This window comes from Gordonia desulfuricans NBRC 100010, assembly GCF_001485495.1.
Lineage (GTDB): Bacteria > Actinomycetota > Actinomycetes > Mycobacteriales > Mycobacteriaceae > Gordonia > Gordonia desulfuricans.
Map to the genome: position 1 here is coordinate 19,677 of NZ_BCNF01000102.1, position 13,555 is coordinate 33,231.

The 13,555-nt window shown below is 68.2% G+C and carries 10 protein-coding genes and 1 pseudogene; 4 read left to right on the forward strand and 7 right to left on the reverse strand.

Features of this window, described 5'->3' with window-relative positions; genetic code table 11:
- Nucleotides 1-403 precede the first annotated feature (403 nt).
- The 3 genes from efeU to efeB are packed head-to-tail and all read left to right on the forward strand — an operon-like array spanning nucleotide 404 to nucleotide 4,633.
- Complete coding sequence (gene efeU, locus GD1_RS24370; RefSeq protein WP_083534295.1) at nucleotides 404-2,116, forward strand: iron uptake transporter permease EfeU; 1,713 nt, start codon at nucleotides 404-406, stop codon at nucleotides 2,114-2,116.
- Complete coding sequence (gene efeO / locus GD1_RS16590; protein WP_059038346.1) at nucleotides 2,113-3,303, forward strand: iron uptake system protein EfeO; 1,191 nt, start codon at nucleotides 2,113-2,115, stop codon at nucleotides 3,301-3,303. Before efeU ends, efeO begins: the two co-directional genes overlap by 4 nt.
- Before the next feature lie 34 nt (nucleotides 3,304-3,337).
- Nucleotides 3,338-4,633, forward strand: a complete 1,296-nt coding sequence (efeB, locus tag GD1_RS16595; protein WP_059038348.1) for an iron uptake transporter deferrochelatase/peroxidase subunit — start codon at nucleotides 3,338-3,340, stop codon at nucleotides 4,631-4,633.
- A gap of 6 nt (nucleotides 4,634-4,639) precedes the next feature.
- Here the strand turns inward: efeB and GD1_RS16600 are convergent, their stop codons facing one another.
- The 5 genes from GD1_RS16600 to GD1_RS16620 all read right to left on the reverse strand — a co-directional run bounded on the left by GD1_RS16600 (nucleotide 4,640) and on the right by GD1_RS16620 (nucleotide 10,877).
- Entirely contained in the window at nucleotides 4,640-5,593 is a 954-nt protein-coding gene (locus GD1_RS16600) for a formylglycine-generating enzyme family protein (protein ID WP_444979452.1), read from the reverse strand.
- Nucleotides 5,590-7,506 carry an adenylyl-sulfate kinase gene (gene cysC / locus GD1_RS16605; protein ID WP_059038349.1) on the reverse strand — a complete coding sequence of 639 codons (1,917 nt, stop codon included), beginning with the start codon at nucleotides 7,504-7,506 and terminating at the stop codon, nucleotides 5,590-5,592. The genes GD1_RS16600 and cysC overlap by 4 nt, the downstream gene beginning before the upstream one ends.
- Nucleotides 7,506-8,507 carry a sulfate adenylyltransferase subunit CysD gene (cysD, locus tag GD1_RS16610; RefSeq protein ID WP_238403783.1) on the reverse strand — a complete coding sequence of 334 codons (1,002 nt, stop codon included), beginning with the start codon at nucleotides 8,505-8,507 and terminating at the stop codon, nucleotides 7,506-7,508. The genes cysC and cysD overlap by 1 nt, the downstream gene beginning before the upstream one ends.
- Nucleotides 8,504-9,304, reverse strand: a complete 801-nt coding sequence (stf0, locus tag GD1_RS16615; protein WP_059038351.1) for a trehalose 2-sulfotransferase — start codon at nucleotides 9,302-9,304, stop codon at nucleotides 8,504-8,506. Before stf0 ends, cysD begins: the two co-directional genes overlap by 4 nt.
- Nucleotides 9,305-9,401: 97 nt before the next feature.
- Nucleotides 9,402-10,877, reverse strand: coding sequence for a sulfatase family protein (locus GD1_RS16620; protein ID WP_059038363.1), 1,476 nt, complete (start codon nucleotides 10,875-10,877; stop codon nucleotides 9,402-9,404).
- A 116-nt stretch (nucleotides 10,878-10,993) separates the two neighbouring features.
- On the opposite strand from GD1_RS16620, the gene GD1_RS16625 reads away from it, so the two are divergent.
- Nucleotides 10,994-11,644 carry a TetR family transcriptional regulator gene (locus GD1_RS16625; RefSeq protein ID WP_053778429.1) on the forward strand — a complete coding sequence of 217 codons (651 nt, stop codon included), beginning with the start codon at nucleotides 10,994-10,996 and terminating at the stop codon, nucleotides 11,642-11,644.
- A 14-nt stretch (nucleotides 11,645-11,658) separates the two neighbouring features.
- On the opposite strand, the gene GD1_RS16630 is transcribed toward GD1_RS16625, so the two are convergent.
- Together GD1_RS16630 and GD1_RS25485 are read right to left on the reverse strand one after the other, a co-directional pair.
- The gene (locus tag GD1_RS16630) at nucleotides 11,659-12,501 is read right to left on the reverse strand and encodes an enoyl-CoA hydratase-related protein (RefSeq protein ID WP_059038353.1); all 843 of its coding nucleotides are present in this window, start codon (nucleotides 12,499-12,501) and stop codon (nucleotides 11,659-11,661) included.
- A pseudogene (locus GD1_RS25485) lies at nucleotides 12,501-13,463 on the reverse strand (PDR/VanB family oxidoreductase). Before GD1_RS25485 ends, GD1_RS16630 begins: the two are co-directional and overlap by 1 nt.
- Nucleotides 13,464-13,555: the final 92 nt, after the last annotated feature.

Consider the following 13,555-nt stretch of genomic DNA (forward strand, 5'->3'; position numbering starts at 1 on the left):
CGGACGCCGCACCACATGTCCCCGGAGTATCCGCCGGTCCACCCGTGGACCGGCACAGCGACATACCTTCGCACATCCGGGGTGCCGGATCCCAAATCTTCCGGGTCGACGTAGACACAACTGTCCATCCCCCCCGGCGGTTCCCGGCGCACAGGACTACTGTGATCGGTTAGCCTCACCACACCATCCGCCCACTGTGGCGGTGTCGGCGGAGGCCGATAACCGAGAGAGCACGCATGGACACGACCGTCACGGGCATCACGCCCCCGGTGTCCGCGACCGGGACCGCGGAATCCGTGCTGGCGCACACTCCGCGCGATTCTGACATTTCCGGCGATTCGGGTGCGGCACAGCGTGGCCACCGAGTCGTCACCCCATTCGTAGGAAAAGCGGTGAACGCCTGATGCTGGCCACCTTCATCATCGGACTGCGCGAAGGGCTCGAAGCCGCCTTGATCGTCGGCATCATCGCCGCCTTCCTGCGCCGCCAGAACCGCACCGACGCCTTGCGCTGGATGTGGATCGGCGTGGGTGTCGCGATCACGATCTGCGTCGCCGTCGCCGTCGGACTCGAGATCCTGTCCCGGGATCTCCCGCAGCGCCAGCAGGAGATGCTGGAAACGGTGATCGGCGTCGTCGCGGTCGCGATGGTCACCTACATGATCGTCTGGATGCGCAGGCACGCACGCGATCTCAAGGGCGATCTCGAATCCGCGGCGGCGGAGGCGATGGATGACGGGTCGGCCATTGCGTTCGCCGTGATGGCATTCCTGGCGGTCCTGCGCGAGGGCCTGGAGACCTCGGTCTTCCTCGTGGCCGCCTTCAACTCGTCGCAGAACGCGTTGCCGTCGGCGACCGGTGCGGTGCTCGGGATCGCGGTGTCGGTGGCGTTGGGCTACGGCATCTACCGCGGCGGTGTGCGGATCAACCTGTCGCGCTTCTTCACCGTCACCGGCGCACTGCTCGCCCTGGTCGCCGCCGGACTGGTGATGACCGCGCTGCGCACCGCCCACGAGGCGGGCTGGCTCGACGTGGGCCAGCAGCAGGTCGTCGACCTCACCTGGCTGGTCCGTCCCGGCACCGTGCAGGCATCTCTGATCACCGGCGTCCTGGGTATCCCCACCAAACCCGTCCTGATCGAGGTCCTCGGGTGGGCGATCTACCTCGTCGTGGTCGGCACCGTGGTGCTCTGGCCGGCGAGCCGCCCCTTCCCGCGCCGCGCGGTCGGTCTGGTGACCGCGACGCTGGCCGGACTGTCGGCGATCGCCGCCCTCGTCACCTTCCTCACCGCACCCGTGGCACCCGACGGCGCCGGCACGCGCACCCTCGACGCCGCGATCACCACCGCCCCGCAGACCAGCGGCATCCTCACCGGCCTGACCGCCCACGCCCCCGAGCACGTGGCCGTCACCCTCGACTCCACCACCGTCGACTCCACCGACGCGGCCACGGGGAACGCCGGGGACACCGCGACCGGGTCGCTGACCACCGACGGTGTGACCACCGCGCTGCCGGCGATGACCGGTGGCGCCACCACCCCGGTCGGCACCATCGCCGCGCCCACCTATCACCAGGTGGTCGTTCCCGACCTGCCGATCGAACAGATCGTCCCCGGGGCCCCGCAACGGGTGACTCTGCCGCAGATCGCCGCGGCCAACGGCGGCCGGCTGCCGGTGGGTCTCGATCCCCGCAAGTTCGGCGACACCGCACCGGTGATCTATGCGGTCAGTGCCGACGTCACCGTCTCGGTGGACCCGGACTTCGCCACTCCCCTCGCCACCGAGGTGACCTATGCGGTGACCGCCACGGTCACCCCGGCCGCCGGTGCGGCGGCAGTCCTCGGCAAGGTCGCCACGTTCACCGCCATACATCAGGCCACCGCGGCCGATCTCGCGTCCGTCGAGGATGCCAGAGACCAACAGCAAGCCCACGATTCACGGGCCGTGACCATCCCGGTCACGCTCGTGGTGATCGCCGCGGTACTTGCTGCCGCCGCAGCGATCCTGCTGTGGCCGCGTCGTCGTCCGGACACACCGGCCGATCCGGGGACCCCGGTCCCCAAACCCGAAACCGCCGTCACCGAGCGGCCGTTCGAGAAAAAGGAGAACACCCGATGAGGGCACGCCGAGTTGTCGCCGTAGGGGCGACCGCAGTGGCCATCGTAGGTATCGCCGCGTGTAGCAGCGACGACGACAGCTCGTCGTCGGGCGACACCAAGACGGTCAAGGTCGAGATGACCAACGACGGCTGCAAGGTGACCCCGGACAAGGTCGACGCCGGAGCCATCACCTTCGAGATCTCCAACACCGACGCCGCCGCCGTCAGCGAGGTCGAGCTGCTCAAGGACGGCAAGATCCTCGCCGAGCGCGAGAACATCGCCCCCGGTATGACCGCCACCTCCTTCTCCCACAAGCTCGACGGCGGCGAATACCAGATCTACTGCCCCGGCGCGACCAACGAGAAGACCACCTTCACCGTGTCCGGCCAGGCCGTGCAGGCCACCGGCACCGTCGCCGATCAGCTCGCCGCCGCGGCGAACGAATACAAGCAGTACGTCATCACCCAGGTCAACGGACTGACCGATGCCACCACCGTGCTCGTCGATGCGGTCAAGGCCGGCGACGTCGCCGCCGCCAAGGACGCCTACATCAAGGCCCGCCCCTATTACGAGCGCATCGAGCCGATCGCAGGCGCCTTCTGCGCCAACGGAGCCGAGGACTGCTCGGACAACAATGCCGTCAACCTCGACGTCGCGATCGACGCCCGCCCCGACGCCCTCGGCCCCACCGACAAGTGGACCGGTTTCCACGTGCTGGAGAAGCAGCTGTGGGAGGCCGGCAACCTCGACGGCATGACCCCGGTCGCCGAACAGTTGCTGACCAACGTCAAAGAACTGCAGCAGCTGGTCAACGAGCCGACCTTCGAGGTCAAGCCCGCCGACATCATCAACGGCGCAGGCGATCTCCTCGACGAGGTGTCCACCAGCAAGCTGACCGGCGAGGAGGAGGCGTACTCGCACATCGACTTCGTCGACATGTACGCCAACATCGAGGGCAGCCAGCAGGCGTTCGCCATCGTCAAGCCGGCGCTCAACCAGATCGACCCGCAGCTGACCACCACCATCCAGCAGGCCTTCGACAAGGTCACCGAGCTCATCGACTCCTTCCGGGATCCCAACGGTCCCGGCGGATTCAAGAGCTTCGACCAGGTGTCGCCGGAGCAGAAGCGTGAGATGGCCGCCGCCATCATCGCCGTCAAGGACCCGCTCTCGCAGGCCGGCGGCAAGATCGCGGCCGCGAGCTGACCCGACACCGACCCCCTTCGCCGAGAGAACTCCCATGAGCACCACCGACACGCCAGAAACCCACCCCGAGCCCGACGGGCCACGGGTCGATCGTCGCCGTTTCCTCGCCGGCGTCGGCCTGGCCGGGGCAGGTCTGGCCGTCGGTGGTGCCGCGGGCGCCGGCATCGGCTATGCCGCGGCCTCCGGCGGCACCGACACCGACGCCGAGGTGGAGCCGTTCTACGGCGAGCACCAGGCCGGAATCATCACCCGCCAGCAGAATTCACTGGTCTTCGCCGCCTTCGACCTCAAGGACTCGGCCACCGTGCCGTCGGTGCAGACGATGCTCGCCCGGTGGGCGGCGGCGGCCAGCCTGCTCACGCAGGGCAAACCGGTCGGCCCCGTCGAGAGCCGCCCGATGACCCCGCCCGCCGACACCGGTGAGGCCTTCGACCTCGGCGCACACCGGCTGACCGTCACCGTCGGATTCGGTCCGACGTTCTTCGACGACCGGCTGGGCCTGCAGGACAAGCGTCCGGCCGCCCTGCAACCGTTGGGGCAGCTGGCCACCGACACCACCATCGACCCGACGATCAGCGGCGGCGACGTGTGCGTCCAGGCCTGCTCCGAGGATCCGCAGGTGGCCTTCCACGCGATCCGCAACCTCGCCCGCATCGGCCGCAACGTGGTGACGTTGCGCTGGCTGCAGGAGGGATTCGGACGCGCCTCGGCGACCAGTACCTCCCAGGTGACCCCCCGAAACCTGTTCGGGTTCAAGGACGGTACCGCCAACATCAAGGCCGAGGAGCCCGCCGTCGCCGGTGAATGGGTGTGGGTGGGCGACGAGACCGACCAGGACTGGATGAAGGGCGGCAGCTACCTCGTCACCCGCAAGATCCGCATGCACATCGAGGCATGGGACTCCGACGACATCACCGACCAGGAACGGATCTTCGGGCGGGTCAAGGAGTCCGGCGCGCCGCTGTCCGGTGGCGACGAGTTCGCCACCCTCGACTTCACCGCGAAGACCGACGGGCAACCGGCCATCCACCCGTTCTCACACGTGCGCCTGGCCCACCCCGACAACAACGGCGGCGCCCAGATCCTGCGGCGCGGCTACAACTACACCGACGGCATCGACACCCGCACCGGCACGCTGGCGGCGGGACTGTTCTTCATGGCCTACCAGAAGAACGCGCACGAGCAGTTCGTCCGAATCCAGAACAACCTCGCGCAGGACGCGATGAACGAGTACGTCTCCCCGATCTCGAGTTCCCTGTGGGCGATCGGCCCGGGGCTGTCCAAGATCGGCGACTGGTACGGCAAGACCATGCTGGGGAACACCCCGTAGAACGGATCAGGTCACCGATACCGTTGCCGCCGTACGGAATCCGATGTTTCCGGCCGAGGCGTCCGGCCCATTGTGCGAGCGAGCGGCCACCCGGTAGCGGCGACAGTAGGAGTCGTGACAGAGGTAACTGCCCCCGCGCAACACCCGGGCACTGCCACGGCGCGCTCCGGTCGGATCGGCCACCGGCGCCGCAGTCGGGTCCGTCCGGTAGGTGCGCACACCGAATCGGTCGGCGCACCACTCCCAGACGTTGCCCACCGCCTGGTAGAGCCCGTATCCGTTGGGGGCGAACGACCGCGCCGGCATCGTTCCCACCACATCGTCCGGGGCGTCGGGGAAGGTGCCGCGAAAGATGTTGCACCGCATATCCCCTGCGCTCGGATACTCGTCACCCCACGGGAACCGCGCGCCGTCGAGTCCGCCGCGGGCCGCGTACTCCCATTCCGCCTCGGTGGGCAGCCGACGGCCCGCCCACACGCAATACGCCTGTGCATCATGGTGGGAGACGTGGACGACGGGATGATCGCCGAGGCCGTCGAGAGTGCTCGCCGGCCCGAACGGCCGGTCCCATCGGGCACCGGGCACATCGGCCCACCACGGGACGCCCGGGACGCGGGCGGGTCGCACATCCGGGTCCCCGGACCGCACGGCCGACGCGAACACCGCGGACGACCCGAACCGTTCGGCATCGGTGACGTACCCGGTGTCGGCGACGAAGGCGGCGAACGCGGCATTGGTCACCGTGGTCACGTCGATGTCGAAACCCGACACCATGACCTCGTGGACGGGCACCTCGCCGTCGGTGCGGTATCCCTCGTCGAAGGCATCGCCCATCCGGAACCGGCCCGCGGGTATCCGCACCGAGTCGATCCGGTGCGTTCCCATGCCGCCACCGGTGTCCCGGTCGGCACTCCCCACGGGAGGGCCGCCGGGATCACGATCCGGATGGCAACAGCTCACCCCTCGATGATGCCCCGTCCGACCAGCAGCGCCAGCACCCGCTCGGCGAGTTCACCGATGTCGGCGCCGGTGGTGTCGAACCGCAGATCCGGGGAGACGGGCTTCTCGTAGGGTGCGTCGACGCCGGTCAGCCCCTTGAGCTCGCCGCGCCGTGCCCGCGCATAGAGCCCCTTGGGATCGCGGCGTTCGCACTCGGAGACCGGTGTGGAGACGTGGACCTCGATGAAGTCGAGATCGGCCGCCTCGTGCAGTTCGCGGGCGATCGCACGGTCGGAGTGCAACGGCGACACCATCGACGCGATGGCGATCACCCCGGCGTCGGCGAACAGCCGCGCCAGATGGCCGACGCGCCGGATGTTCTCGGCACGGTCCCCCGGGGAGAAACCGAGATCGTCGGAGATGCCGTGGCGGATGTTGTCGCCGTCGACGAGATAGGCGACCCGGGTCCGGTTGACCAGTTCCCGTTCCAGTGCCACCGCCACGGTGGACTTGCCCGACGCGGGGAGTCCGGTGAGCCACACCGTCGCCCCGCGTTGCCCGGTCTTGGCCCAGCGTTCGGTGCGGTTCAGCGAGCTCGGATGCCACTTGATGTCGTTGCGGGTGGCCTTGCCCGGGATCACCTCCCGCGGCTCGAGGATCGTCCCCGCGCCGACGGTGTCGTTGGAGGACTCGTCGATCAGGATGAACGCACCGGTGTCACGGTTCTCGGTGTAGCGGTCGGCCACCACGACCGACGACGTCCGCAGTGTGATGGTGCCGATGTCGTTGAGTCCCAACTCCGTCGGACCGACCACCTCGAGCAGCGACTCCGGGTCCAGGCGACGTTCCAGGGACTGCACGGTGGCCCGCACCGTGCGTGTCCCCTGCTTGAGTGCCACCCGGTCGCCCGCGTGCAGCGGCGCCTGCGCCAGCCAGCACACCGTGGCCGACAGTTCCCGGGCCGCCACCGGGAGGTGGGCGTCGTCGGCGCCGCTGATGATCACGTCGCCGCGGCCGATGTCGATCTCGTCGGCCAGCTGCACCGAGATCGACAGCCCCGCGACCGCCACGTCCCGGGTGTCGTCGAGGGCGTCGAGGGCGGTCACCACGCTGCGCGACCCCGACGGCAGCACCTGCACCGGATCACCGACACGCACCGTGCCCGCCGCGACCCGACCGGTGTAGTTGCGTTTGCCGTCCGGTCCCGGCCGCGACACCCACTGCACCGGCAGACGCAGTTCGCGGGCCTGCGGCGAAGGTGCCTGCAGTTCCACCGATTCCAGGTACTCCAGCAGCGTCGGCCCGGTGTACCACGGGGTGTGGTCCGAACGGTGCACCACGTTGTCGCCGTGCTTGGCGGCGACCGGGATGGCCAGGATCTCCCCGATGCCCAGCTGGACGGCCAGTTCGTTCAGCTCGGCCTGCAACTCGGCGAACCGATCGGCGGAGAAGTCCACCAGATCGATCTTGTTGACCGCCGCGATCACATGCGGCACCCCCACCAGGGTGGCGATCCGCGCGTGCCGACGGGTCTGGCGCTGCAGTCCTTTTCGCGCATCCACCAGCAGCACCGCGACATGGGCGTTGGAGGCACCGGTGAAGGTGTTGCGGGTGTAGCGCTCGTGGCCCGGGGTGTCGGCGAGGACGTAGTTGCGGGTGTCGCTGGCGAAGAAGCGGTAGGCGACGTCGATGGTGATGCCCTGCTCACGCTCGGCCCGCAGGCCGTCGGAGAGCGCGGCGAGGTCCACGTCGCCGTCGTCGGAGGTCACCCCGGCCAGGTGGTCGGTCGGAAGGCTCCCGGTGTCGTGGAGCAGACGACCGATCAGGGTGGACTTCCCGTCGTCGACGCTGCCCGCCGTCGCCAGCCGCAGGATCTGACGACGCGGTGCCGCATCGCGTTCCGGTGCCGTGGGTGCGGTGGTTGCCTGCGTCATCAGAAGTAGCCCTCTCGCTTGCGATCTTCCATCGCGGCCGACGACGTCCGGTCGTCGGCGCGGGTCTCGCCTCGTTCACTGACCGTCGCCACACTGATCTCGGCGATGATCTCGTCGAGACTTGCCGCCTGTGACCGGACCGCACCGGTGATGGTGAGGTCGCCGACGGTGCGGTACCGCACCCACTCGGTGGACACCTCCGACGGCGAGTCCGGTTGCGAGAACTCCGAGACCGCCAGCAGGATCCCGTCGCGGTCGAACACCTCGCGCTGTGCCGCGAAGTAGATCGACGGGAGCTCGAGATCCTCCAGTTCGATGTAGCGCCAGATGTCGAGTTCGGTCCAATTGCTCAGGGGGAACACGCGAACCGACTCGCCGCGGCGGATCCGCCCGTTGTACAGCGACCACGGCTCGGGGCGCTGGGCGCGCGGATCCCACTGGCCGAACTCGTCGCGGAAGCTGAACACCCGTTCCTTGGCGCGGGCACGGTCCTCGTCGCGGCGGGCGCCACCGAAGGCCGCATCGAATCCGCCCGCCTCCAAGGCGTCCAGCAGGACCGGTGTCTGCAACCGATTTCGTGACCCGGACGGGTCGGCCGACTCGGCGATCCGGCCGGCCGCGATGGCGTCGGGTACCGACGCGACGATCAGCTTGATGCCGGCCGGGTTGTCGGCGGTCGGGGCGACGCGGCGATCACGGAACTCGATGACCTCGTCGAAGTTGTGTCCGGTGTCGACGTGCAGGATCGGGAAGGGCAGCGGATTGGGCCGGAATGCCTTCTCCGCCAGGCGGAGCAGGACGATGGAGTCCTTTCCGCCAGAGAACAGCAGCACCGGCCGTTCGAGCTCGGCGGCCACCTCGCGGATGATGTGCACCGACTCGGCTTCCAGCACACGCAGTGCCGCAACGTGATCGACGTCGGCACCGGCCTCGGTATCGGTATCGGGCAAGTCGGGGGTGGTGATCGGATCGGCTGGGGTGTCGGTGAGTTCGGTGGTCATTGGGGGTATCCGTTCCTTTCCGCATCGCGGCGATAGCGCTGCGCCCATTCTTTGGAGCGGGCATTGGACTGCGGTTTCAGCGGCGGTGGCGGCGCGAGCGCCGGATCGAGCCCGAGGGCGGTCAGCACCCGGGCGGTGGTGCCCTGCGGATCCTTGACGAGTTGTCCGAACTCGACGTCGAAGGGTTCGATCCCCTCGTCGGAAAACCAACGCCGCCATTGCCGTTCCTGTTCGAGGAGGATTCCCGCGAGGTACGCGATCCCCTCCGCGTTGTACTCGGCACGGGCATCACGGTCGGCGTCGACATGCGGACCGTGACCGTCACGCCACACACGTGTCTGCACCGCCCGCCACATCGACACCGCCTGGGACACCACGTCTTCCCGGTAGACGTGGACGAACAGCGGATCGGTTCCGAGGAGCTGGCGGATCGCGGTCCGTAGGGAACCGGTACCGGTGCGGGTGCGGGCGACGAGCAGAGGTGTCTGGTTCCACATCAGTTTGCCGCCCCACACACCGTTCGGGGTCCGGCCGGCGGCGAGGACGTCCGCACGCCACCTCACGAAGTCGCGGGTGTCCACCTCGCCCGGTTCGACGTCGTCGAGCAGGCTCAGGATCGTGGAATCGTCGACGTCGGCGAACCATTCCCGTGGTTGCGGGGCCTGCGACGACGAGCTGAAGTACTGGAAGAACTCCTCCGGGGCCCCCGCCACCCCGGTCGCCGAGAGGGACTCGACGAGCAGCGTGCTCCCGCTGCGCTGGCTCGCGCAGACGAGATAGTTCTCACTGGTTGGCATCGGCACAGTCTAGCCAGCCCGAAACCACCTGCAACCTGGTGTTTTACGGTCAGCGGGCGGTCAAATATTGACATCGTGAACTGAACGTGCAGACCAGTCAGCGGCGTGGGGACGCCGCCACCGAGGTACTCACCGACGCACCGTCACCGGTGGCGATGTCGCCGTCGAGCTCGCGCCGCGCACCGAGCGGACGACGGGATGGAAGAGCTTCTTCATCCGGTTGTGCCTCTTGCGATTTCGCATGGAAGATCGCCATGAATCGCGCGGCGACAGCAGTCCCTTCGTCCTCGGTGGGCAGACTGTCGGCCGTGCGGTGCCGCCACTGTGCGAGGCGATCGGCGAGGTCGGCCCGGACGGCGGCGTATGCCGGGTCGTCGGCGAGGTTGTTTCGCTCACGAGGATCAGAAGTCAGATCGTAGAGCTCGACGTGCGAACGCTCGCGGGTTGTGCTCGACGCGGCGATCGACCGGGCCGACAGGCTGTCGGCGATGTCGAGCGGCAGCAGCAGTTCCGGCCGGTGCGCATAGTTCTCGATGTAGCTGTGGGTCTTGGTCCGGATGGCGCGGATCGGATCGTAGGCGTCGTGATAGTTCTTCTCGGTGAAGACCTCGTCGCGCACCGGTGACTCCGATTGCGGCACAGCGATTTCGGCTGCGTGGGAGTCGCCGTCGACGTCATCGGGTGTGACGACGCCCAGCCAGTCGAGGATCGTCGGGGTGAGGTCGACGCCGGAGAACAGGTCGTCGTAGACACGCGGCCCGATGCCCCGGGCGGTGGGCGGCCGGATGATCAGTGCCACTCCGGTCCCCTCGGCGTAGAGCGTCGACTTGGCGCGGGGGAAGGCGAGGCCGTGGTCGGTGACGAAGACGATCCAGGTGCTCTCCGCCAGTCCGAGCGCCTCGACGGTGTCGAGGAGGCGGCCGACTGCGGCGTCGGCCTTGGTGATGCTGCCGTGCAGGCCGGCGAGGTCGTCACGGACGTCGGCGGTGTCGGGCAGGAACTCCGGGACGTCGAAGGTGGTGGGGTCGGCAGGATCGTATTCGTCGGCCGGGTAGGGCCGATGGGTCTCGAAGAACCCCGCGGTCAGCAGGAACGGCCGGTCCGATCCGGCGTCGACGTACCGACGGAGCCACGCCTGGGATTCGGCCACCACGTGGTCGCACCGGGAGTCGGAGACGTCGATCGTATCGAACCCGATGCTGGTGGGGTCGGTGCTCTCGTGCTGCATGCCGAACAGCACCGAGCGGTATCCCGCGTCCGACAGGATCGCGGGCAGGGTGCGGGTACCGGGGCGGTAGGCGAAGCCGTGATGGGCCAGCCCGACTAGCCCGTTGTGGTGCGGATACTGCCCGGTGAACAGCGATCCGCGGGCCGGGGAACACAGCGGGGCGGTCGCGTGGGCGTCGGCGAAGCGGATACCGGAGGCGGCGAGCGCATCCAGATTCGGGCTCTGGACCCCGGTTGCGCCGTAACAGGCCAGATGGCGTCCGAGATCGTGCCAGTGCACGAGGATCACGTTCTCCCGCGTCGGAGTCAGGGCACCCGCGGTCTCGTCGGTCGGGAAGGCAGCCATCATCCCATGATGCACTTTCTCGTTTTCCCATGTCGGCCGGGGTGTGTCCGGTTCTGTGCCCGCACGGCGGGAATCTATCCTGGACAGACACACGTCGCCGGAAGGAAGGTGCATCGATGGCGCGCCCGTCCAAACCACTGATCAGCCGTTCGGCGGCGGTCGAGGCGTCGATCGACATCATCGACTCCGAAGGGCTCGAGGCGTTCAGCCTGCCCCGCCTGGCCAAGCATCTCGGGGTCCGTGCGCCGTCGTTGTATCACCACTTCGCCGACAAGAACGAGATCCTCACCGAGGTCGCCCGCCACATCGGGGGCACCGCGGTGCGCAGTCCGCGGCGCCGGCCCGGCCCCGACTGGCCGGAGTTCTTCGTCACCCTCGCGGTGAACTTCCGACAGTCCATCCTGCGGCATCGCAATGCCGCCCCCGTGCTGTTGGAACACCTTCCCCGCGAACTGTTCTCGTCGACCTACGAGGAGACGTCACGGTTCCTGACCGAATCCGGCGTGCCGAGCCGGTTGCATGTGCAGATCCTCGACGGGATGGAGAAGATCGCACTCGGCGCGGCGCTGATCGAGGCGACGCGACCGGCGAGTTCACGGTCGACGATCTTCCCGAACGTCACCGAGGACTCCCAGCCCGAGCTCGCCGCGGCACTGGCCGCCAACGAACTGACACAGAAGCAACTGTTCGAGGCGATGGTCCGCAGCTTCCTGCACGGGATCATCGCCGACAACGACCTCGACGCCGCACCGTCGATGGCCGTCTGACCGGTCGTCGGCGATCAGCCGAAGATCTCGGGCAGCCCGTCGGACACCCGCCCGGTGAACGACGGCGCCCGCTTCTCCAGGAATGCCTCCACACCCTCGGTGACGTCGGCGGACGACCCGCGCTCGAAGATCGCGACGGATTCGGCGTGGTGCGCCGTCTGCGGATCCGGTGCACCGAGCATCCGCCACATGATCGCGCGGGTCAGGGCGACCGATACCGGTGATGTCCCGGCGGTCATCTCGCGGGCGATCGCCATCGCCCGGTCACGAACTGCGCTCGCCGGAACCACTTCTCGGACGAGGCCGGCCGAGAGCGCCTCGGACGCCGTGACCATCCGCGCGCCGATGGTCCATTCCACCGCGGTCGCGATCCCGACGACCCGCGGCAGGAACCACGACGAACATGCTTCGGGAACCAATCCCCGCCGGGTGAACACGAATCCGAACTTGGCTGTGTCGGAGGCGATCCGCACATCTGCGGGCAGGGTCATCGTGACCCCCACGCCCGCTGCCGGACCGTTGATCGCCATGATCACCGGTTTGGTCGACCGGAAGATGCGCAGGGCGAGCCGGCCGCCGCTGTCGGGCGGGACCGCACCGGTGTCGGCGTCGGCGGTCGCGGCGAAGGTGTCGCCACCCGATTCGAGGTCGGCCCCGGCGCAGAAGGCCCGACCAGTCCCGGTCACGACCACAGCCCGGATGGTGTCGTCGGCGTCACAGACGTCGAACAGCCCGATCAGCGTGTCGATCATCTCGACGGTGCAAGCGTTCAGCCGATCAGGACGGTTGAGTCGCAGTACGGCGATCTCGGCATCGCGTTCGAGCACGACCACCGGTTCCGTGTGTGGTTCGGTCATCACAGATCCAGGACGAGTCGTGCTGAGCAGCTGCGCGATACGCAGACCATCATGCAGTCGTTGGCGGCGCGCTCATCGTCGTCGAGTACCGAGTCGCGGTGTTCGGGGATGCCGTCGAGGACGGCTGTCTCGCAGGTTCCGCAGGTGCCCTCACGGCACGAGAACTCGACGTCGACGCCACTGCGCTCCAGCGCGTCGAGCAGGCTCTCGTCGGCGCCGACGGTCGGTCACCGCGGTGCCGCTGCGGTCGAGTACCACTTCGAAGGTGGTGTCCGGCCGCGCATCATCGATATGCTTGGGTGTGAAATGTTCCACGTGGAGCGTGACGTCGTCGCGGTCACGGCACCGGTCCTCGACGGCACGCAGCAGCGGTTCCGGACCGCAACAGTAGACCTGGGTGCCGGGTGAGACCTCGTCGAGGGCTGCATCCAGATCGAGTAGTCCGTGGACGTCCTGGGGCCGGGCCGTCACCGACCCCGGATACCGGTCCTCGAGCTCGTCGACGAAGGCCATCGCCGTGCGGGTCCGTCCGCCGAAGAGCAACGACCATCGGGCGCCGCCGGCGGCGGCACGGGCCATCATCGGGATCAGCGGCGTGATGCCGATACCGCGGCGATGAACAGATACTCCGATCCTTCGACGAGGGGAAAGTTGTTGCGCGGTCCGATGATCGGGAGTACATCACCTTCCCGGATCCGTTCGTGGACCTGACGCGATCCGCCACGTCCGTCCCGCTCCCGCAACACCGCCACACGCAGCGCGGTCGGGTCGGATTCCTCGCCACACAGCGAGTACTGGCGGATCGTGTCGTCATCGAGAACGAGATCGATATGCGCCCCCGGCTCCCACCGGGGCACCTGTCCCCCGTCGGTGTCCGCGAGGGTGAGCGCGACGACACCGTCGGCCACCGGCTCTTTACCGATCACGCGCATCATCCTGCGGTCGGTCGTGTGCTGCAACATGCGGGGTCCGTGCTCACTGTCGGTAGGACGTTCTGGACCACTTTATCTTACGGCGTAAGATTAGTTCCGGCAAGAACAGGCTTTGAGCCGAC